This is a genomic window from Streptomyces sp. NPDC018964, assembly GCF_044390325.1.
Taxonomy (GTDB): domain Bacteria; phylum Actinomycetota; class Actinomycetes; order Streptomycetales; family Streptomycetaceae; genus Streptomyces.
In genome coordinates this window covers 32,949-51,383 of record NZ_JBIRYZ010000006.1, presented here as the reverse complement: position 1 = coordinate 51,383, position 18,435 = coordinate 32,949, and the positions used below count along the sequence as shown (strand labels likewise).

Annotated in this window: 21 protein-coding genes; 12 read left to right on the top strand and 9 right to left on the bottom strand. The window is 71.2% G+C overall.

Translation table 11 applies throughout. The features are described from left to right. Positions 1–164 precede the first annotated feature (164 nt). Positions 165–4,043, bottom strand: coding sequence for a polarized growth protein Scy (gene scy, locus ACH5AO_RS11890; RefSeq protein WP_398924104.1), 3,879 nt, complete (start codon positions 4,041–4,043; stop codon positions 165–167). 229 nt (positions 4,044–4,272) lie between these two features. Next, positions 4,273–4,713 (bottom strand): methylmalonyl-CoA epimerase, encoded by a 441-nt coding sequence (mce, locus tag ACH5AO_RS11885; RefSeq protein ID WP_398924103.1) that lies wholly within the window; start codon positions 4,711–4,713, stop codon positions 4,273–4,275. Between the two features lie 147 nt (positions 4,714–4,860). On the opposite strand from mce, the gene ACH5AO_RS11880 reads away from it, so the two are divergent. Both ACH5AO_RS11880 and meaB read left to right on the top strand, forming a co-directional pair. After that, positions 4,861–6,102, top strand: coding sequence for an acetyl-CoA C-acetyltransferase (locus tag ACH5AO_RS11880; RefSeq protein ID WP_398924102.1), 1,242 nt, complete (start codon positions 4,861–4,863; stop codon positions 6,100–6,102). 41 nt (positions 6,103–6,143) lie between these two features. Next, on the top strand, positions 6,144–7,133 hold the full coding sequence (gene meaB, locus ACH5AO_RS11875; RefSeq protein ID WP_398924101.1) for a methylmalonyl Co-A mutase-associated GTPase MeaB: 990 nt from the start codon (positions 6,144–6,146) through the stop codon (positions 7,131–7,133). Between the two features lie 104 nt (positions 7,134–7,237). Here meaB and ACH5AO_RS11870 read toward each other — a convergent pair whose 3' ends face one another. Then, complete coding sequence (locus ACH5AO_RS11870) at positions 7,238–7,912, bottom strand: PepSY domain-containing protein (RefSeq protein ID WP_398924100.1); 675 nt, start codon at positions 7,910–7,912, stop codon at positions 7,238–7,240. 115 nt (positions 7,913–8,027) lie between these two features. On the opposite strand from ACH5AO_RS11870, the gene ACH5AO_RS11865 reads away from it, so the two are divergent. Both ACH5AO_RS11865 and ACH5AO_RS11860 read left to right on the top strand, forming a co-directional pair. Then, positions 8,028–8,693, top strand: coding sequence for a response regulator transcription factor (locus ACH5AO_RS11865; protein ID WP_398924099.1), 666 nt, complete (start codon positions 8,028–8,030; stop codon positions 8,691–8,693). After that, positions 8,690–10,117, top strand: a complete 1,428-nt coding sequence (locus tag ACH5AO_RS11860) for a sensor histidine kinase (protein WP_398924098.1) — start codon at positions 8,690–8,692, stop codon at positions 10,115–10,117. The genes ACH5AO_RS11865 and ACH5AO_RS11860 overlap by 4 nt, the downstream gene beginning before the upstream one ends. 12 nt (positions 10,118–10,129) lie before the next feature. On the opposite strand, the gene ACH5AO_RS11855 is transcribed toward ACH5AO_RS11860, so the two are convergent. From ACH5AO_RS11855 to ACH5AO_RS11845, 3 genes are all read right to left on the bottom strand, one after another. Then, on the bottom strand, positions 10,130–10,606 hold the full coding sequence (locus ACH5AO_RS11855) for a MarR family winged helix-turn-helix transcriptional regulator (RefSeq protein WP_398924097.1): 477 nt from the start codon (positions 10,604–10,606) through the stop codon (positions 10,130–10,132). Positions 10,607–10,703: 97 nt separating this feature from the next. After that, on the bottom strand, positions 10,704–11,504 hold the full coding sequence (locus ACH5AO_RS11850) for an AIM24 family protein (RefSeq protein WP_398924096.1): 801 nt from the start codon (positions 11,502–11,504) through the stop codon (positions 10,704–10,706). Positions 11,505–11,588: 84 nt separating this feature from the next. Continuing rightward, the gene (locus ACH5AO_RS11845; RefSeq protein ID WP_398924095.1) at positions 11,589–11,747 is read right to left on the bottom strand and encodes an Arc family DNA-binding protein; all 159 of its coding nucleotides are present in this window, start codon (positions 11,745–11,747) and stop codon (positions 11,589–11,591) included. 50 nt (positions 11,748–11,797) lie between these two features. Here ACH5AO_RS11845 and ACH5AO_RS11840 point away from each other — a divergent pair, with 50 nt between their 5' ends. Further along, positions 11,798–13,024, top strand: a complete 1,227-nt coding sequence (locus tag ACH5AO_RS11840) for an RNA-guided endonuclease InsQ/TnpB family protein (protein ID WP_398924094.1) — start codon at positions 11,798–11,800, stop codon at positions 13,022–13,024. 34 nt (positions 13,025–13,058) lie between these two features. Here ACH5AO_RS11840 and ACH5AO_RS11835 read toward each other — a convergent pair whose 3' ends face one another. Next, positions 13,059–13,709 carry an AIM24 family protein gene (locus ACH5AO_RS11835; RefSeq protein ID WP_398924093.1) on the bottom strand — a complete coding sequence of 217 codons (651 nt, stop codon included), beginning with the start codon at positions 13,707–13,709 and terminating at the stop codon, positions 13,059–13,061. Position 13,710: 1 nt separating this feature from the next. Next, complete coding sequence (locus ACH5AO_RS11830; protein WP_398924092.1) at positions 13,711–14,343, bottom strand: AIM24 family protein; 633 nt, start codon at positions 14,341–14,343, stop codon at positions 13,711–13,713. A 205-nt stretch (positions 14,344–14,548) separates the two neighbouring features. On the opposite strand from ACH5AO_RS11830, the gene ACH5AO_RS11825 reads away from it, so the two are divergent. The 4 genes from ACH5AO_RS11825 (at position 14,549) to ACH5AO_RS11810 (ending at position 16,166) form a co-directional block, all read left to right on the top strand. Then, on the top strand, positions 14,549–14,893 hold the full coding sequence (locus ACH5AO_RS11825) for a DUF3817 domain-containing protein (RefSeq protein WP_398924091.1): 345 nt from the start codon (positions 14,549–14,551) through the stop codon (positions 14,891–14,893). After that, positions 14,890–15,183 carry an MTH1187 family thiamine-binding protein gene (locus tag ACH5AO_RS11820; protein WP_030860515.1) on the top strand — a complete coding sequence of 98 codons (294 nt, stop codon included), beginning with the start codon at positions 14,890–14,892 and terminating at the stop codon, positions 15,181–15,183. Before ACH5AO_RS11825 ends, ACH5AO_RS11820 begins: the two co-directional genes overlap by 4 nt. A gap of 166 nt (positions 15,184–15,349) precedes the next feature. Then, entirely contained in the window at positions 15,350–15,574 is a 225-nt protein-coding gene (locus ACH5AO_RS11815; RefSeq protein WP_398924090.1) for a GntR family transcriptional regulator, read from the top strand. An 82-nt stretch (positions 15,575–15,656) separates the two neighbouring features. Then, positions 15,657–16,166, top strand: a complete 510-nt coding sequence (locus ACH5AO_RS11810) for a MarR family winged helix-turn-helix transcriptional regulator (RefSeq protein WP_398924089.1) — start codon at positions 15,657–15,659, stop codon at positions 16,164–16,166. A gap of 95 nt (positions 16,167–16,261) precedes the next feature. On the opposite strand, the gene ACH5AO_RS11805 is transcribed toward ACH5AO_RS11810, so the two are convergent. Further along, positions 16,262–17,434, bottom strand: a complete 1,173-nt coding sequence (locus ACH5AO_RS11805) for a helix-turn-helix domain-containing protein (RefSeq protein WP_398924088.1) — start codon at positions 17,432–17,434, stop codon at positions 16,262–16,264. 162 nt (positions 17,435–17,596) lie between these two features. Here ACH5AO_RS11805 and ACH5AO_RS11800 point away from each other — a divergent pair, with 162 nt between their 5' ends. From ACH5AO_RS11800 to ACH5AO_RS11790, 3 genes are all read left to right on the top strand, one after another. Beyond that, positions 17,597–17,761: a hypothetical protein gene (locus tag ACH5AO_RS11800; protein ID WP_398924087.1), complete on the top strand. Its 165-nt coding sequence runs from the start codon at positions 17,597–17,599 to the stop codon at positions 17,759–17,761. Positions 17,762–17,811: 50 nt separating this feature from the next. After that, positions 17,812–17,997, top strand: a complete 186-nt coding sequence (locus ACH5AO_RS11795) for a hypothetical protein (protein WP_398924086.1) — start codon at positions 17,812–17,814, stop codon at positions 17,995–17,997. A 161-nt stretch (positions 17,998–18,158) separates the two neighbouring features. Continuing rightward, complete coding sequence (locus ACH5AO_RS11790) at positions 18,159–18,434, top strand: hypothetical protein (RefSeq protein WP_398924085.1); 276 nt, start codon at positions 18,159–18,161, stop codon at positions 18,432–18,434. The last annotated feature ends 1 nt before the right edge of the window (position 18,435 follow it).

Genomic DNA, 18,435 nt, shown 5'->3' with positions numbered 1-18,435 from the left:
GTGAGGTGATAGGTGGAATCCTAGGGGCCGAAGCGCTGTGTCATCGAGCGGATGCACGTTTGATACGGAGAATGACACCCCTTTTGAGTGGCTCGCCACCGGAAGCCTTGCCAATGGCATGGTCAAAGCCCTCACCGTACAGGGGATTTCGTCCGCTTTGCCAGCTATTCCGATGACTTGCCACCCGTACGGGTAACACCGGCCGCGGCCCCCGCCTTGACCCCGTTGTCCTTCGCACCCCCCGGCGCCTCGAAGGACTCCAGCGCCTCCAGCACGTCCTGCACGCGGGAGATCTCGGCGTTGATGTCCTCGCGGCGCCGCACCAGCACCTCCAGCTCGCGCTTGCCCTCCTCGACCGTGCGCCGCGCCTCCCGGACCGCCTCGGCCTTCAGCTCCTCGGCCTCCTTCACCAGGCTGGCCTTCTTCTGCTCCGCTTCCTTCAGCAGGCCCTCGGCCTTCTTCACGGCGGCGATGCGCACCTTGCCGGCCTCGGAGTTGGCCTCGGAGACGATCTCCTTCGCCTTCGCCTCCGCCTTGGCGAGCTGTTCCTCGGCGGCCTTGATGAGCGCGTCGCAGCGGTCGCCCGTCGACTTCATCGTCTCCGCCGCCTCACGGCGGGCCCGCTCGTGCAGCTCCTCGATCTCGCTCGTGATCCGGTCGCGCAGCTCCTCGGCGCGCTCCCTGATCTGCGTCGCGTCCCGGCGCGCGCCGACCAGCAGCTCGTCCGCGTCCGTACGGGCCTTCTCCACCCGGGTGTTGCCCTCGACGGTCGCCTCGGAGACGATCCGCTCGGCCTCGCTGCGGGCCGCGCCGACCATCGTGTCCGCCTGCGACTCGGCGTCCGCCGTCGTCTTCAGCGCCTGCTGCTGCGCCTCGGTGAGCAGCTTGTCCGCCTCGGCGGTGGTCTCCGTGATGAGCGTGTCCACCTGCTCGGCCGCCTCGGAACGCCGCTTGTTGGCGTCCTTGCGGGCCTCGTCCAGCGTCCGCTCCGCCTCCTCGCGCGCCACGGACACCATCCGCTCGGCCTCCGACTCCGCGTCGGCCTTGACCCGCTCGGACTCCCGGCGGATCCGCTCCGCGTGCGTCTGCGCCGACCCGACCGCCTCCGCGGCCTCGGCCCGCAGCCGCTCCGCGTCCCCGGCGGCGTCCGCGATCAGCTTCTCCGCCTGGGACACCGACTCCGACCGCACCCGCTCGGCCTCGGCGACCGTCTCGGCGCGCAGCCGGTCGGTCTCCGCGATCGTCTCCTCGGTGAGCCGCTCCGCCTCGCTGCGGGCCTCGGTGATGAGGGTGTCCGCCTGCGTCGCCGCGTCCGAACGGATCCGGTTGGCGTCCTCACGGGCGTCCGCCCGGGTGCGCGCCGCGGCCTGCTCCGCCTCGGCGATCGTGTCCGACGCCTCCGTACGCACCCGCTGGGCGTGCTCGGACACGTCCGTACGGATCCGGTCGGCCTCCGCGATGGCCTCGGACACCGTCCGCTCGGCCAGCGCCTTCGCGGCCTCCGTCTCCTCCTGCGCCTCGCGCCGCAGCCGGCCCGCGTCCTCGCTGGCACGCTCCCGCTCCGCGTAGGCGTCGGCGCGGACCCGGTCCGCCTCCTCCTCGGCCTCGCGGCGGGTGCGCTCCGCCACGTGCTCGGCGGCGCTGCGCAGCCCGGCGATCTCCTCCTGGGCCTGCTCGTGCAGCCCCGCGACGGAGTCCCGCACCTGCTGGGCGTGCTGTTCGGCCGCCGACACCATCTCGGTGGCGCGCCGGTCGGCCTCCTCGACCAGCCGTACGGCCTCGGCCTGCGCCTCCTCCACGCGGGTGCGCGCCGACGCCAGCAGCTCCTCGCTCTGCTCGCGGGCCCGCTCGCGCTCCTGGTCGGCCTCCTGCCGGGCCGCGCCGAGGAGTTCCTCGGCCTCGCGGCGCCGCCGGGCGGCCTCCTCCTGCGCGGCGGCCAGCGTCTCCGAGGCCTCCGTGCCGATCCGCTCGGCGGCGGCCTGCGCCTCCGCGCGCATCCGGTCGGCGCTGTCCTGCGCCTCCGACTTCAGCCGCTCCGCCTCGGCCGCGGCCTCCGACCGCAGCCGTACTGCGACGGACTCGCCCTCCGCGCGGGACGCCGACGCGTCCGCGGCGGCCTCGTCACGCAGCCGCTCGGCCTCCGCCTCCGCCTGCTGCCGCAGCGTACGGATCCGCTCGGCGGCCTCCGTGCGCAGCCGCTCGGTCTCCTCGGACGCCTCCCGGCGGATCCGGGCGGCCTCCTCCCGCGCCTCGCTCAACGCCTGCTCGGCGGCGGCGAGCCGCTCCTCGGCCTCCGTGTGGAGCCGCGTCAGCTCCTCGGCGGCCTCCTCGCGGCGGGCCTGAACGGCCCGCTCGGTCTCCTCGCGCAGCTCGCGCGCGGCCCGCTCGGCGTCCTCCTTGAGCGCGTCGGCCTGCTCGACGACCTCCGCGCGGTGCCGCTCGGCCTCCTGGCGGGTGCGCTCCAGCGTCTCCTCGGCCTGCCGGCGCAGCGTCGTGGCGCGCTCGATGGCCTCGGTGCGGACCTTCTCGCTGTCCGCCTGCGCGGTGGAGCGCAGTTCGTCGGCGTCCGCCTTCGCCTTGGCGAGCAGCTCCTCGGCGGACCTCGCCGCCTCCTCGATCTGCGCCACGGCCTCCTTGCGGGCCTCCGCGCGGATCCTCTCGCCCTCGGCGACCGCGTCGGCGCGCAGCTGCTCGGCCTCGCCGCGCAGCCGGCGGGCCTCCTCCTGCAGCTCGACCGTCTTGGCGCGGTACTCCTTGGTGTCGTCCTTCGCCGCGCCCTTGAGCTGCTCGGCGATGTCGTGCGCCTCGGCGCGCAGCCGGTCCGCCTCGGCCTCGGCCTCCCGGCGGATCCGCTCCGCCTCCTCGGCCGCCGCCCTGGTGGTCCGCTTGGCCTCCTCGGACGCCTTGTTGAGGACGTCCTCGGCGGTCTTGGCCGCCTTGGACAGCTGCGTCGCGGACTCCTCCGCGGTGATCGTGCGGGCCTTCTCCGCGGCCTCGGCGACGATCTTCTCGGCCTCCGCGCGGGCGTCCGCGACCAGCTGCTCGGCGTCCGCCTTGGTGGCCTCCGCCTCCTTGGTGGCCTCGCTGACCAGCCGCGCCACCTGCTCCTTGGCGGTCCGCGTACGGGTCTCGTTGGCGGACTCGGCGGCGGCGAGCGCCTTCGCGGCGGATTCCTTCGCCTCGGCGAGCACCTTCTCCGCCTCGGCACGGGCCTCGCGCAGCGCGGACTCCGCCTGCGACATCCGTTCCTCGGCGGCCCTGCTGAGCTCCTGCGCCTGACGGCGCGCGGCCTCCGCCTCGCCGGCCGTGGACGTCCGCAGCCGCTCGGCGTGGTCGGTGGCCTCCTGGGCCTGCGTGGAGGCCGCGTTCAGCAGCCGCTCGGCGTCCGCGCGGGCCCGGCGCAGGATCTGCTCGGCCTCCGCGCGGGCCGCCTCCGCCTCGCTCCGCAGCCGCTGCCGGGCCTCGGCCGTCAGCCGCTCCGCCTCCGCGCGGGCGGCGGCCATCGCCTGCTCGGTCTCCGCGCGGGACTCGTCGAGGAGCCGGCGGGCCTGCTGCTCGGTGCGGGCGCGCAACTGCTCCGCCCACGCCACGTTCTCGTTGACGTGCGACTCGACGGTCTGCCGGCGCTCCGCCAGCTCCTGGTCGAGCTGCTGGCGCCGCGTCACGGCCTCCTGGTGCAGCTCCGCCTGGAGCCGGGCCGCCTGCTCCGCGTGCTCCTGGAGGATCCGCTGGGTCTGCGCCCGCGCCTGGCTCAGCTCCCGCTCGGCGTCCGCGCGGATCTGGTCGGCCTGCAGCTGCGCGTTGCGCAGCAACTGCTCCGCCTGGTAGCCGAGATCACCGCCGTCGTACGCGGGCCGGGACATGATGGTGCGCCGCGCCTCGTGCAGCTTGGCGCGCAGCACCTCGACCTGGTAGCCGAGGTCCTCGGCGTGCTGGATCGCCTTTTCCCGCTCGGTCTTCAGCCGCTTCATCTCGGCTTCGAACCGAGAGAGGTGGTCGACGTCAGCCGCCGGCTCTCGCTCCTGGCTCTCGTAGCCCCGCACTGCGCGGTCCCATCCGTCCCCTGGTCGCAAGTCTGGCCGGGCTCCGTCCATCCGCCGGACGGGGCCCCCGGGGAATGGTGTCAGATCGACGGCGGAGCATGGGCTGCCGCCCCGCGCTCGCCCCCCGAAACCCGGACCCCGGCGATCCCGTCGCCGAAGACGACGGGACTCGGTCACCGCACATCGAGCGGTGACCGGACCCAACCCTACCGGCCCTTATGTACGTGGGTCAGTGCTCGGACGACTCAACGGGCGCCGAAGTGACCAGTTCCGTCAGTACGCCGTGGCAGTCCTTGGGGTGCAGGAAGGTGATTCGTGACCCCATGGAGCCGCGCCGGGGCTCTTCGTACAGGACGCGTACGCCCTTGTCCCCGATGTCCGCGGCCTCCGCGTCCACGTCCGCCGTGCCGAAGGCGATGTGGTGGACGCCCTCGCCGTTCTTCGCCAGCCACTTGGCGACGGCGGAGTCCTCCCGGACCGGCTCGAGCAGCTGCAGGTAGGAGGCCCCGCCGTCGGAGGTCTCATTGATCTTGAGCATGGCCTCGCGCACGCCCTGCTCCTCGTTGACCTCGGAGTGGAACACCTCGAAGCCGTACGTGGCCCGGTAGAACTCGACGGTCTTGTCGAGGTCGAAACAGGCGATCCCGATGTGGTCGATTCGCGTCAGCATGGATTCAGTGCAGCGCCCCCGCCATGGTTACGCAACGTGCGCGCGATCACACCGAAAGGGCGATGACGTGGTCCACCGCACGTCAGTACATTCGCAGTAAACCCTCGTTCACTCCTCGGCTGTGCAGCCGGAAGGGGACCGCAGCTCATGACTTCCGCATCCTCGGCATCTCCCGCACCTTCCGCACCCTCCGCGTCGAACGGCACCACCTCCGTCATCGTCGCGGGCGCCCGCACCCCGATGGGCCGGCTGCTCGGCTCACTGAAGTCCTTCTCCGGGGCCGACCTCGGCGGCTTCGCGATCAAGGCCGCCCTCGACCGTGCGGGGATCGGCGGCGACCAGGTCCAGTACGTGATCATGGGGCAGGTGCTCCAGGCCGGCGCGGGCCAGATCCCGGCCCGCCAGGCCGCCGTCAAGGCCGGCATCCCGATGAACGTCCCGGCGCTCACCGTCAACAAGGTGTGCCTGTCGGGCCTCGACGCCATCGCGCTCGCGGACCAGCTGATCCGGGCCGGCGAGTTCGACGTGGTCGTCGCCGGCGGCCAGGAGTCCATGACCAACGCCCCGCACCTGCTGCCGAAGTCCCGCGAGGGCTTCAAGTACGGCGCGGTGCAGATGCTCGACGCCATGGCGCACGACGGCCTGACCGACTCCTTCGAGCACATCGCCATGGGCGAGTCCACCGAGAAGCACAACGCCCGCCTCGGCATCGCCCGCGCCGAGCAGGACGAGATCGCCGCCCTGTCCCACCAGCGGGCCGCCGCCGCGCAGAAGAACGGCGTCTACGAGGCCGAGATCACCCCGGTCGAGATCCCGCAGCGCAAGGGCGACCCGGTCCTGTTCGGCAAGGACGAGGGCATCCGCGGCGACACCACGGTCGAGTCCCTCGGCAAGCTGCGCCCGGCCTTCGCCAAGGACGGCACGATCACCGCGGGCTCCTCCTCGCAGATCTCGGACGGCGCGGCGGCCGTGGTCGTGATGAGCAAGGCCAAGGCGCAGGAGCTGGGCCTGGAGTGGATCGCCGAGATCGGCGCCCACGGCAACGTGGCCGGTCCGGACAACTCCCTCCAGTCGCAGCCGTCCAACGCGATCCGGCACGCCCTGAAGAAGGAGGGCCTGGAGGTGTCCGACCTCGACCTCATCGAGATCAACGAGGCCTTCGCCGCGGTCGCCGTGCAGTCAATGAAGGACCTGGGCGTTTCCACCGAAAAGGTGAACGTCAACGGCGGTGCCATCGCGCTGGGTCACCCGATCGGGATGTCCGGCGCACGGCTCGTCCTGCACCTCGCCCTGGAGCTGAAGCGGCGCGGCGGCGGCGTCGGCGCGGCGGCGCTGTGCGGCGGCGGCGGCCAGGGTGACGCGCTGATCGTGCGGGTACCCAAGGCCTGAGCCGCTTTTTTGCAGGTTTTCCTCTCGTGAACGGAGCTGTGATGCAGGACGTCTCCTCGCTGGTCGCCCGGGCCAGGGACGGCGCGCCACGGGCCGTGGCCCGGCTGATCTCCCTGGTGGAGGGGGCGTCCCCGCAGCTCAGGGAGGTCATGGCGGCCCTGGCGCCGCTGACCGGGAACGCGTACGTGGTGGGCCTCACCGGCTCCCCGGGCGTCGGCAAGTCCACCTCGACCTCGGCCCTGGTGAGCGCGTACCGCAAACAGGGGAAGCGGGTCGGTGTCCTGGCCGTCGACCCGTCCTCCCCCTTCTCGGGCGGTGCCCTGCTCGGCGACCGCGTCCGCATGTCGGAGCACGCCTCCGACCCGGGCGTCTACATCCGCTCGATGGCCACGCGCGGCCACCTGGGCGGCCTGGCGTGGGCCGCCCCGCAGGCCATCCGCGTCCTGGACGCGGCCGGCTGCGACGTGATCCTGGTCGAGACGGTCGGCGTCGGCCAGTCGGAGGTGGAGATCGCCTCCCAGGCCGACACCTCCGTGGTGCTGCTGGCCCCCGGCATGGGCGACGGCATCCAGGCGGCCAAGGCCGGGATCCTGGAGATCGGCGACGTCTACGTCGTCAACAAGGCCGACCGCGACGGCGCCGACGCCACCGCCCGCGAGCTGAACCACATGCTCGGCCTCGGCGAGTCGCGCGCTCCCGGCGACTGGCGCCCCCCGATCGTCAAGACGGTCGCGGCCCGCGCGGAGGGCGTCGACGAGGTCGTCGAGGCCCTGGAGAAGCACCGCGCGTGGATGGAGGAGCACGGCGTCCTGACGGAGCGCCGCCTGGCCCGCGCCTCCCGCGAGGTCGAGACCATCGCGGTCACGGCCCTGCGCGAACGCATCGGCGACCTCCACGGCGACCGCCGCCTGGACGCGCTGGCGGAACGCATCATCGCCGGCGACCTGGACCCGTACCGGGCGGCGGACGAACTGGTGGCGGGGCTGACCGCCTCCAGCCCGTCTGGGGGTGCCCCCTCTGGGGGAGTTTGAGGACGAGGCCCGTCCAGGGCCGAAGGGGGTCTGGGGGCGCAGCCCCCAGGGACGGGACGGGAAGGGGCGTCGGGGGCGAAAACCCCCGACGCCCGCCCTCACCCTCAGTCGTCGTCCGAGTCGTCGGAGTCGTCCCCGTCGTCGTCCCGGTCCGCCGTGACGGAACCGCTGCCCAGGTCGACCCGCCAGTCCCGCTCGTCCCCGCCGGAGGCGCGGGTCTCGGCCTCCCACCCCCGGTCGTCGTCGTCATCGAGGTCCACGGAGACCACCGTCCCCTTGGCGGCAGCCGCCTTCGCGGCCTCCCCGGCCGTCACCGAGGCGCCCTTCAGCGCGGCCCGCACCTCATCGGCGTCGTCCTCGTCGTCCCGCGAGGAGTCCAGAACCTTGCCGGTGCCCGGGTCGATGCGCACGCTGTGCCAGGTGTCCCCGCGGCCGAGGACGTCGACCTCCCAGACCCTGTCGTCCAGTTCGGCGGAGACGGCCGTACCCGGCGTGTGCTTCAGCGCGGCGGCGATGGCGTCGGCGGCGGTGACGTCACCGGAGGAGGCGTCGCGGTCCCGGTCGTCGCGGTCATCGCGGTCGTCGTCCTGATCGCCGGCGTCCGCACGCCCCCGCTCGTCGTCGCGCTCGTCGTCGTCACGCCCGTCGTCGTCCGCCGCCCGGTTCTCCGCCGCCCGCGTCGTCGGCGCGTCGTCCCCCGAGACCGCGAGGGCCGTGGCCGTACCGCCCCCGACCAGGGCCGCGGCCGTGACGACGGCGATCACGATGTTGCGCTTCATGCTGGTTCCTCCCGAGCTGCTTCGTTTGCGACGCCTTCAATCTCGCCGACCGACGCTGAGAGGAACCTGAAACCACCTGAAGGGATCTTCAGGTTCCCTTTGCGACCCTTGACCCATGCGCCTGTTGATCGTCGAGGACGAAAAACGCCTGGCCCTCTCCCTCGCCAGGGGCCTCACCGCCGAGGGCTACGCCGTGGACGTCGTCCACGACGGCCGGGAGGGCCTGCACCGAGCCACGGAAGGCACGTACGACCTCCTCATCCTCGACATCATGCTGCCCGGCCTGAACGGCTACCGGGTCTGCGCCGCCCTGCGCGCCGCCGGCCACGACGTGCCGATCCTGATGCTCACGGCGAAGGACGGCGAGTACGACGAGGCCGAGGGCCTCGACACGGGCGCCGACGACTACCTCACCAAGCCGTTCTCCTACGTCGTCCTCGTCGCCAGGATCAAGGCGCTGCTGCGCCGCCGGCCGGCCGGCGGGGCCTCCCCGGTCCATGTGCACGGCGACCTCAAGGTGGACACCGCCGCCCGCCGGGTCTTCCTGGGCGAGGACGAAGTGGCCCTGACCACCAAGGAGTTCTCGGTGCTCGAGCACCTGGTGCTGCGGGCCGGCGAGGTGGTCTCCAAGGCCGACATCCTCGAACACGTCTGGGACTTCGCCTACGACGGGGACCCCAACATCGTCGAGGTCTACGTCAGCGCCCTGCGCCGCAAACTGCGCGCCGGTCTCATCCGCACCGTGCGCGGCGCCGGTTACCGGCTGGAGACGGCGCCGTGAGCCGACTGTTCGGTTCGGTCCGCGCGCGGGCGACGCTCGGCGCCACCCTCGTGGTCGCCGTCGCCCTCGTCGCGGCCGGCACCGCCGTCCTGCTGTCCCTGCGCTCCAACCTGACCGCCGAGGCGGGCACCCGGGCGGAACGCTCCGCGCGGGCGGTCGCCTCCGAGCTCGCCGCCCGGACGCCGTACGGCGCACTGTCGGGGCTGGACGGCGGCGACGGCCCGGTGCAGATCGTCGACGAGGACGGGAAGCTGGCCGCGGGCAGTGAGGACCTGGAGCGGATCAGCGGCACGGCGACGACCGAGGTGACGCCGCGGCCGTCGGCACCGGGCGACGACGATGACGACGACGCGGACGACTCCGACGGGTCCGGTGACTCCGACGAGTCCCTGGCCCCCGGCGAGATCGGCCACGAGACCACCTTCAGCAACGGCTCCGCCACCATCGACGGCGACACCGAGGACTACCGCTTCGCCGCCGTGGAGGTCGAGAGCCCCGACCACGGCCGCCTCACCGTCCACGCGGGCGCCCCCCTGGCCGCCGAGCACAGCGCCGTACGGACCGCGCTGACCGTGATGCTCATCGGCTTCCCGCTGCTCCTGGTGATCATCGCCGTGGTGACCTGGCTGGTCACCGGCCGGGCGCTGCGCCCGGTGGAGGGCATCCGGGGCGAGATGGCCGCGATCACCGCCTCCGAGGACCTCGCCCGCCGCGTCCCCGAACCGGCCACCCACGACGAGATCGCCCGTCTGGCCCGCACCACCAACGAGACGCTCGCCGCGCTGGAGGCGTCCGTGGAGCGGCAGCGGCGGTTCGTCGCCGACGCCTCGCACGAGCTGCGCAGCCCGATCGCGTCCCTGCGCACCCAGCTGGAGGTGGCCGCCGCCCACCCCGAGCTGCTCGACCTGGACGGTGCCGTCGAGGACACCGTGCGGCTCCAGCACCTCGCCGCCGATCTGCTGCTGCTCGCCCGGCTGGACGCGGGGGAGCGGCCCGCCGACGGCCGGGTCGACCTGTCGGCGCTGGCCCGCGAGGAGGCCGCGGGCCGTACGGGCGTGACGGTGGACGCGGAGCCGGCGGAGGTGACCGGATCGCGGGGGCAGTTGGGGCGCGTGCTCGCCAACCTGCTGGACAACGGCCGGCGGCACGCCCGCGAGCGGGTCACCGTGACCGTGCGGCGGGAGGGCGGCTGGGCGGTCCTCGGCGTGGCCGACGACGGGGAGGGCGTGGCCGAGGCCGACCGGGAGCGGATCTTCGAGCGGTTCGTACGGCTGGACGCCGCCCGCAGCCGCGACGACGGCGGCGCGGGGCTGGGACTGGCGATCGCCAGGGACGTCGCCGTACGGCACGGCGGGACGCTCACGGCGGGTGCGGCGCCGGCCGGCGGAGCCCTCTTCGAACTCCGCCTGCCGCTCGCCCGCTGAGACCGGGGGCCGTCAGTGACGCCCCCGCTGCCCCAGCAGGTGCTCGGCGATGGGCTTGAGGGCCTTGTCGAGCTCGGTGAGCGCCTCGGGGGAGAGCAGGTCGATGAAGTGCCGGCGCACGGACGCCACGTGATGGGGCGCGACCTTCTGCATGGTCTCCATGCCGTGGTCGGTGAGGACCGCGTACAGCCCGCGGCGGTCGGACTCGCAGTTCTCCCGCCGGACCAGATGCGCGTTCTCCATGCGGGTGATCTGGTGCGAGAGGCGGCTCTTGGACTGCATGGTGGCGGAGGCGAGGTCGCTCATCCGCATCCGCCGGTCCTCCGACTCGGACAGGTTCACCAGGATCTCGTAGTCGTTCATCGTCAGGCCGAACGGCTGCAGATCCTTCTCGAGCTGGTACGTCAACAGCCTGTTGACCTCCAGGTGGGTGCGCCAGGCGCACTGCTCCGCATTGGTCAGCCAGCGGGTGGCCGTCTCGGTCTCCATGAATGAAGTCTACCTAAGGAAGTTGAATGGCGAACTAATAAGGCTTCCGTGTGGCACCGCGCTCAGGCGTTCGATGTCACACCCCGCACACTACCGCTCACAGCCCGAAGCGACGCTGGAGGTCTCCCAGCTGTCCGGGAAGGCGCGGTGTGCCCGAGCCCTGTCCGTGGCCTCCCGGAACCCCGCCACCGGGCACCCCCGGCTCGTGCGGGGTCACCCCCGTGGCCTGCTCCGCCATCAGCGTCTCGGAGGACTGGAGCAGCACCGTGCCCGCCCCCACGAACTCGAACTGGTGCTCCTCGCCGGAGGCCCCGCCGAGGCCCGTCAGCGCACGTAGACCGCCCATCACGCCGGTCATGTAGCCGTGGTCGTAGTGGTGACACGGGGAGGGGCAGTCCGCCCATCCGACCAGCGCCTGCGGGTCCACCCGGATGGGGGGTTCCATGAACACCACCGGACCGTTGGAGGCCGCCACGAACTTCCCGGTTCCGATCAGCGTCAGGAAGCCCGGCACGATCGACTGCTTGAGCGCGAGACTTGGCTGAAAAGCGAGGAGGTTGCCCGAGCGAATGGTCAGGTTGCCGTCCTCCAGGTCGTACGAATTCACGTCGAAGGCCCGGTCGGCGAGGAGCATCTTGCCCGAGCCCTCCGCCACGACCCAGTCGCTCGCGTGCAGAGGCGAATGGAACGACGTACGGACGAGCCGGTCGAGCCGCCCGTGCCCGATCCCGTTGAACTCGATCGAACCGTAGTAGGCGATCATCTTCCCCTTCTGCATGAACCACTGGGTGCCCTTGAGCTCCACGCAGAAGGTGTGGTGATCGACGTTGTCGTCGGCCGGCAGCGTCGCCGGGTCGAAGACCGTGGGGCCGACGCCTGGCGTTCTGTGCGTGCTCACCGTGTTCCTCCGAAGGTGCCTCGGCCTTCGGGCCGAAGAGGGATCGGACTTCTGTGGGGCGGGGCGGGGTGAGTCGGATCGCCGTCACGGTCTTTCGGCGTCAGTCGCGGCGGCGTCGCGCTCGGCCTCCAGGCGGTAGACGATCTCGGAGTTGAGAGACCTCCGGGCGGACTTGGCCTGAGTGGCCAGCCATTCATGCAGGCCGGTGGGCAGTCGGAGCGTGATGCGCTTCTCTTCATCCATGACCCCAGAGTAGTGGCTTCTTGATGGTTAGTCAGTGCTAAAGTGACATCATGGCGACACATTGGAAGGCTTCGGGGAATACCGGGCATGCCCGGTACACCTACCGGCTGCGTGTGTCGTCGACCGCCCGGTCGGCGCTGCTCGCCGAGTGGGACCGCTGCCGCTGGGTGTGGAATGAGTGTGTGGCCAAGTCCCGCGCCGTGCACACCCACAACCGCACGCACCCCGGCGACAAACTGACGTGCGGCCCGGCCCAGCTCGACAAGATGCTGACCGGGGCCCGCGCCCGTACGCCGTGGCTCCGGGAAGGCGCCTCGGTGCCGCAGCAGCAGACCATCCGCGACTTCGCCACGTCCCGTTCCAAGGCGCTCAAGGACATCGACAAGCGCCTGCCGATGCGGCAACGCGCCGGGATGCCACGCCACAAGAGGAAGCGTGAGGCCCTGCCCACGCTGAACTACACCACCCGGGGCTTCCGGCTGAAGGACGGCCGTCTCCACCTGGCGGGCGGCATCACGCTGACGGTGGTGTGGTCGCGTGAACTCCCGGCCGCCCCCTCGTCGGTGCGCGTGTACCGCGATGCGGTCGGACACTGGTACGCCTCGTTCGTCGTCGCCACCGAGGCCCAGCCGCTCCCCGCCACGGGCCGCGTGCTTGGCGTGGACTGGGGTGTCAAGGAAACCGCCACCACCACATCCGACCCCCACGACCTCCACCACGCTCAGCACGGGAAGACCGCCGCTCAGCGCCTCGCCCGCTACCAGCGGATGATGGCCCGTCGTAAGCCCGATCGTGGGCAGGCGGCATCCAAGGGATACCGACAGGCGCAGGCGCAGGCCGCGAAGCTGCACAAGAAGGTCGCCCGGCAGCGGCAGGACACCGCCCGCAAGTGGGCCAAACGCGTCGTCCGCGACCACGACGCGATCGCCGTCGAGGACTTCCGGCCGAAGTTCCTCGCCAAGTCGACCATGGCCCGCAAAGCCGCCGACGCGGCGATCGGCGCCACCAAGCAGGCCCTGATCGAGATGGGCCGCAAGCACGGGCGCGATGTGCGTCTCGTGCACCCTGCGCACACCACCATGGACTGCGCGTCGTGCGGAGCGAGAACCAAGCACGCACTTCCTCTTTCGGAACGTACCTACACCTGCACCGCGTGCGGAGCCGTGTCCCCCAGGGACAAGAACTCTGCGCGTGTGATGCTCGTCCGGGCTGGTCTCAACCCGGCTGGTGCCGAGGGCACAAGACCTCTGGGAGCGCTGCTCCCGGAGGCAGCCTGAGCCAGGAATCCCCCGCCTTCAGCGGGGGAGGACGTCAAAGCTTCTCCTCCGAGGCCTGGACGTACACGGCACCGCTGCCGCTCAGCTCCAACTGGAAGGCCTCGCCGGAGCCGCGGCCCACCATGTCCCGCCAGCCGAGCGCGGTCGACAGCTTGTTGCGTACGTCGCCGTGGTGGGCGACGTAGGCCTGCGGGTCGACGTGCACCGGCCGCTGCGGGGTGATCGGGACCTCGATGACCCCTCCGTGGGCCATCACCGCGACGGAGCCGTGCCCCTTCAGCGACGTCGTGAACAGCCCCTGCCCGGAGACCTGCCCCCGGACCATGCCCATCACCCCGCCCTGCGAGCCGAGGAACACCGTGCCCTGCTGCAGCGTGCCCTCGAAGGCCAGCAGCCGGTCGGCCTCGACGTACAGCGTGTCCCCGGCGAGATCGATCACCTGCACGTGGTGGCCGCCGTGCCCGAACAGCACGGTGCCGCTGCCCTCGACGGTCATCAGCGGCGTGTCCTCGTCGGCGACCCGCCGCCCGATCATCGACATCAGCCCGCCCTGACCGCCGGCCATGTTCGGGGTGAAGCTGACCTCCCCCTTGTACGCGAGCATCGCGCCGCGCTGACTGAACAGCCGCTGACCCGGCGACACCGTCGCCTCGATCATCTTCGCGTTGATCTCCCGGAAGCCCATGTCACACGTCCCCCGCGATCGTGTTCCGCTCACTGGGCTGCACGTAGACCAGCCCGTCGCCCTCGAACCGGATCTGGAAGGCCTCGCCGCCGCCCTCGCCCAGCAGCGTGCGGAAGGTCACACCCGACTGGAAGGACTGCCGCAGGTTCCCCTGGTGGGCCACATAGGCGCCCGGGTCGACCGTCAGCGGGTACTGCGGGCTGACCCGGAGCAGCACGGCCGGCCCGTCCGACAGGAGCGCCGCCTGGCCGTGGCCCTCGACCGTGGTCGTGAACAGCCCGTTGCCCTGCGAGGCCCCGCGCATCCCCGTGAAACTCGTCCCCGTGCGCAGGCCGCCGTCGGTCGCCAGCAGGTTGCTGGACTCCACGTACAGCTTGTCGCCCCGCAGACCCACCAGATTGATCTCGGAGGCACGGTCCGCGAAGAAGCAGGTCCCGTGCCCTTTCACCTCCATCAACGTCATCTGCTCACCCGTGAGCCTGCGGGTCACCATCCCCCTCAGCCCTTCACCGCCACCGCTGAGCTTCTTGAAGGCCATCTCGCCGTCGTACGCGACCATGGAGCCGTTCTTCGCCTTCACGGCATCCCCGGTCATGTCGACGGCGAGCACCTTGCTGCTCTGAAGTCGGAACATCGCCACACTTGTGACGGTAGCCGCACCTTCGCCCCCGCCGACAGATCCCGAAGGTGGAGTCGCACCCTGACCGGCCCCCTACGGGACGCGCGGACCCCCTCCGCTGATCGCGGACGGAGTTTGCCACAATGGCGGGACGCTTGTGCGTGCGTTCACAAGCCGTCCGACCCGTCAACGCCGACGTCTCTCCCATCGAAGGTGACCCGTGGACATCAAGACCGCCTCCGCCCTCCGCCGCCTCCGCCTGGTCTCGGGCCCCGAAGCGATCTCGTTCCTCCTGCTGCTCGTCTGCTCGGTACTGAAGCGGACCACGGACTTCAACGCCGTCCCGGTGATGGGCGCGGTCCACGGCTTCCTCTTCGTCCTGTACGTGCTCTTCTGGGCCGACGCCTGGAACCGCGCCAAGTGGTCGCTGGGCACCGCCGCCTTCTACTTCCTGATGTCGGTCCTGCCCACCGGCGGCTTCTTCGCCGACCGCCGACTCAAGCGCGAGGCCGAGGACGCGGTGATCGCCTCCCGCGCCCGCAGCGAAGGTGTCGTGAACGCATGATCGTCGCCTTCTCCGTGACACCGCTGGGCGTCGGCGAGGACGTGGGGGAGTACGTCGCCGACGCCGTGCGCGTGGTCCGCGCCTCCGGCCTGCCGAACCGCACCGACGCGATGTTCACCTCGATCGAGGGCGAGTGGGACGAGGTCATGGACGTGGTCAAGCGCGCCGTGGCCGCCGTGGAGGCCCGCGCCCCGCGCGTCTCCCTCGTCCTCAAGGCGGACATCCGCCCGAACGTGACGGACGGCCTCACCTCCAAGGTGGAGACCGTCGAGAGGCATCTGGCCGAGTAACCGTGTCGGGTGGACGGTGTCCACCCAGGGCCCGGTGGAGGTACCGGAGAGTCCGGTACCTCCACCGGGCCTCTTCCTGTGTCCGCTGTTCACACGGTCGCCGGAATGCTTACGGTGACGGCCTTACGCGGTAGCGCGTAACCGTGTTTCCGCGGATTCTGGAGGCATGGACCTCGATCGCGCCGTTCCCGTCTGGCCCCAGGTGGCCGCAGACCTCCGTCGACGCCTGGACGCCGGCGAATGGGAGCCCGGTGAGCGCTTCCCCGGCACGATCGCGCTGGCGGCGGAGTACGGCGTGACGCAGTCGACGGTCCAGAAGGCCGTCGTCGCCCTCCGGGAGGAGGGTCGCCTGCGCACGGTTCTGGGGGCGGGGAGCTATGTCCTGCGCTGACGGCGGTTCACTGCGTGATGCGGCGGGACCGATGAGTGAGACGGGGCTGACCGGCATGTGACCGGCCGGTAGGGTCTGGTTCGTGTCGAAGCCGCTCAGTCTCTCGTTCGATCCCATCGCCCGCGCCGACGAACTCTGGAAGCAGCGCTGGGGAAACGTACCGTCGATGGCCGCGATCACCTCGATCATGCGGGCCCAGCAGATCCTGCTGGCCGAGGTGGACGCGGTCGTCAAACCGTACGGGCTCACGTTCGCGCGGTACGAGGCGCTGGTGCTGCTGACCTTCTCCAAATCCGGTGAGCTGCCGATGTCCAAGATCGGCGAGCGGCTCATGGTGCACCCCACGTCGGTGACGAACACCGTGGACCGCCTGGTGCGCTCGGGCCTGGTCGCCAAGCGCCCCAACCCCAACGACGGCCGCGGCACCCTCGCGACCATCACCGACAAGGGCCGCGAGGTGGTCGAGTCCGCCACCCGCGACCTGATGGCCATGGACTTCGGCCTCAGCGCGTACGACGCCGAGGAGTGCGGCGAACTCTTCGCGATGCTCCGCCCGCTGCGGGTGGCGGCGGGGGACTTCGCGGAGGACTGACGGCCGGTGCCACAGCGCGGCGGCAGCGTTCAGAGGCGCGGCCTCTTCACCGTGACGGCGTGCGGCGAGCCGGCGAACGGCTGCTGATGCCCCTCCTACAGGGCGATCCCCGCTCGCTTCGCCAGCGCGGTCACTTTCGGGTTGCTCCGCTTGTGCAGTGATACCAGTACCCGGCTCAGTTCCTGGAAGGTCGGGTGCACTTTCGCCATCTGAGGCGTCGCCTTCCACGCGTCGGCGAGAGAGTCCACCGCCCCATCGCGGTCACCGAGTGCCAGTTTCGACCGGGCCACGTTCATGTGCAGCGGGCCGATACGCGTCGCGGGCAGCGTGGGGCCCTCTCGTAGATACCTCTCCCCGGCCTCCAGCGCATCCGCGTGCCTGTTCAGGTCCGCGTTGGTCGCCACCACATGCGTCACTGTGTTCTCCGGCCCGAAATGCATGCCGTTGACGTTCACGTCGGTGTCGATGACCTCGGCCGCCTTCAGCGCCGCCACGATGTGCCGCTGCGCGGTCTTCTTGTCCGCCAGTCGGCCGGCGAGCGTCATCCCCCGCAGATGCAGCAGCCCGAGCCCGAGGCTGCGGGCCCGGCCCGACAGCGTCGACTCGACCTCCACCACTGCCTGGTCGACCACGGCGAGACCGCCCGCGAAGTCCCCTCCGTTGAGGAACGTACCGGCCTCGTCCCGGGCCGCGACGGCGCGAGTCAACGCGTTCGCCCGCTCCGCCGCCTGCCGCTGTTTGACCACCGCCAGTTCCGCCAGCGTCATCCAACGGTGCCGCGCGGCGAGCCAGTAGACCGCGCTGTAGACGTCAGCCACCCACGCCCAGTGCTCCGGCAGACCCGTCGCATGTGCGTGGTCCTGCGCCCGACGCAGGAGACCGGGCAACCGCTGCGTCACCCCGGCCAGATCGGCGTCGCCGCGGAGCTGGAAGAGTTCCGCCAGGCCCTGCTCCAGGAGTTCGGCGCGCACCGGTTCGTCCGTGGGCAGATCGAAGCGCCGCATGACATTCCGCAGCTCCTTCAGCCGGTCCTCCTCACCAGGGGCAACCGGGCTCTGACCGAGCAGCTCGTCGAGCGTGATCCCGAAAGCGTTCGACAACGCCGCGCCCATGCCCTGCGTCAGCGGGCGCTCACCCCGCTCGATCTTGCCGAGCATGGACTTCGACATGCCTGCCCTGGCGGCCAGATGGTCTTGCAGCCAGCCACGCTGCACGCGCAGGACCTTGACGTTGGCGCCCGGCCCAGGCGTGGTGCTCTCTGCGCTCATACGTGATGTCTTCCCAGTCGGATTGCTCCGTCCCTCCATGTTCTCAGCCACGAGTACCCATGCGACGCCCTTGTGCACTTCCTGTGCACCTTCATTCACTCAGTGTGTCGTTGACTGATTACAGACAGCGAACAACGGAACGTCCGCGAGCTGAGGACTCACATGATGACCATGGCGGTGTACCGGGTGACTCCGGACGGCAAGAGGATCGTGATCCGCGAGAAGCACGAGGTGACGCCGATCAAGACGATCCCGCTCGTCGACAACTGGCCGCCCTGCATGTGCCCTCGGCACCGTCGCCACCGTCTCGCCGCCGCATCCCGATGAGCACTCCCGGACGCACCGCGTGTGACGCCCCCGTCCTCGAGGGCCGCCGGTTGCCTGACAGTCCCTGGGTCACCGGCACGTGCTGGCTGTACTGCCGGCGCTCGAACGTCACCGTGGCCTGGATCGGTCCCGTCGTCTCCTCCGGGGCACAGGCCCCGCTCTACGGCTGCGCGATGTGCATCGCCGAACTGGACCACATGGTGTGGCAGTACTGCGCTGCGAGGGACCGCGCCTGAACACCCGACTCCCGTCTCCCCGCGCAAACGATCCGATGGCTCCCCGGCAGAAGATCGCGGCAGGGAGGCGGGGTACCACCCCGCCCCGGTGATACCCATACGCACCATCACCGGGGCGGGCGGCACGACGACAACCACACTCATTCAAGGAGGCAGTCCTTATGACCACGACTCTCGTCCCCCTCGGCGCCCAGGCGCCGGCACCCACCTACACCGTCACGATCGACCCCAACTCGTTCCACTACGACGAGGACCGCCAGCTCAACATCACCCCCGACGGCGGACTGTGGGCCGTGGAACCCGTCGCGGCCTCCTCCACCGCCACCAACAACGACTCCAACGGGCCGGCGGACGAGACGAAGGACCCGTACCTGTTCGAGGAGCCCGACCCCGGGCAGGCGCCGGCCGCGCACGGCCTGATGAAGGCCGCGAGGTAAC

Coding starts and splice junctions, on each gene's coding strand:
- mce (WP_398924103.1), bottom strand. CDS start 4,713: ATGCTGACGCGAATCGACCACATCGGGATCGCCTGTTTCGACCTCGAC.
- ACH5AO_RS11880 (WP_398924102.1), top strand. CDS start 4,861: ATGACTTCCGCATCCTCGGCATCTCCCGCACCTTCCGCACCCTCCGCG.
- meaB (WP_398924101.1), top strand. CDS start 6,144: ATGCAGGACGTCTCCTCGCTGGTCGCCCGGGCCAGGGACGGCGCGCCA.
- ACH5AO_RS11870 (WP_398924100.1), bottom strand. CDS start 7,912: ATGAAGCGCAACATCGTGATCGCCGTCGTCACGGCCGCGGCCCTGGTC.
- ACH5AO_RS11865 (WP_398924099.1), top strand. CDS start 8,028: ATGCGCCTGTTGATCGTCGAGGACGAAAAACGCCTGGCCCTCTCCCTC.
- ACH5AO_RS11855 (WP_398924097.1), bottom strand. CDS start 10,606: ATGGAGACCGAGACGGCCACCCGCTGGCTGACCAATGCGGAGCAGTGC.
- ACH5AO_RS11845 (WP_398924095.1), bottom strand. CDS start 11,747: ATGGATGAAGAGAAGCGCATCACGCTCCGACTGCCCACCGGCCTGCAT.
- ACH5AO_RS11840 (WP_398924094.1), top strand. CDS start 11,798: ATGGCGACACATTGGAAGGCTTCGGGGAATACCGGGCATGCCCGGTAC.
- ACH5AO_RS11835 (WP_398924093.1), bottom strand. CDS start 13,709: ATGGGCTTCCGGGAGATCAACGCGAAGATGATCGAGGCGACGGTGTCG.
- ACH5AO_RS11830 (WP_398924092.1), bottom strand. CDS start 14,343: ATGTTCCGACTTCAGAGCAGCAAGGTGCTCGCCGTCGACATGACCGGG.
- ACH5AO_RS11820 (WP_030860515.1), top strand. CDS start 14,890: ATGATCGTCGCCTTCTCCGTGACACCGCTGGGCGTCGGCGAGGACGTG.
- ACH5AO_RS11815 (WP_398924090.1), top strand. CDS start 15,350: ATGGACCTCGATCGCGCCGTTCCCGTCTGGCCCCAGGTGGCCGCAGAC.
- ACH5AO_RS11805 (WP_398924088.1), bottom strand. CDS start 17,434: ATGAGCGCAGAGAGCACCACGCCTGGGCCGGGCGCCAACGTCAAGGTC.
- ACH5AO_RS11800 (WP_398924087.1), top strand. CDS start 17,597: ATGATGACCATGGCGGTGTACCGGGTGACTCCGGACGGCAAGAGGATC.
- ACH5AO_RS11790 (WP_398924085.1), top strand. CDS start 18,159: ATGACCACGACTCTCGTCCCCCTCGGCGCCCAGGCGCCGGCACCCACC.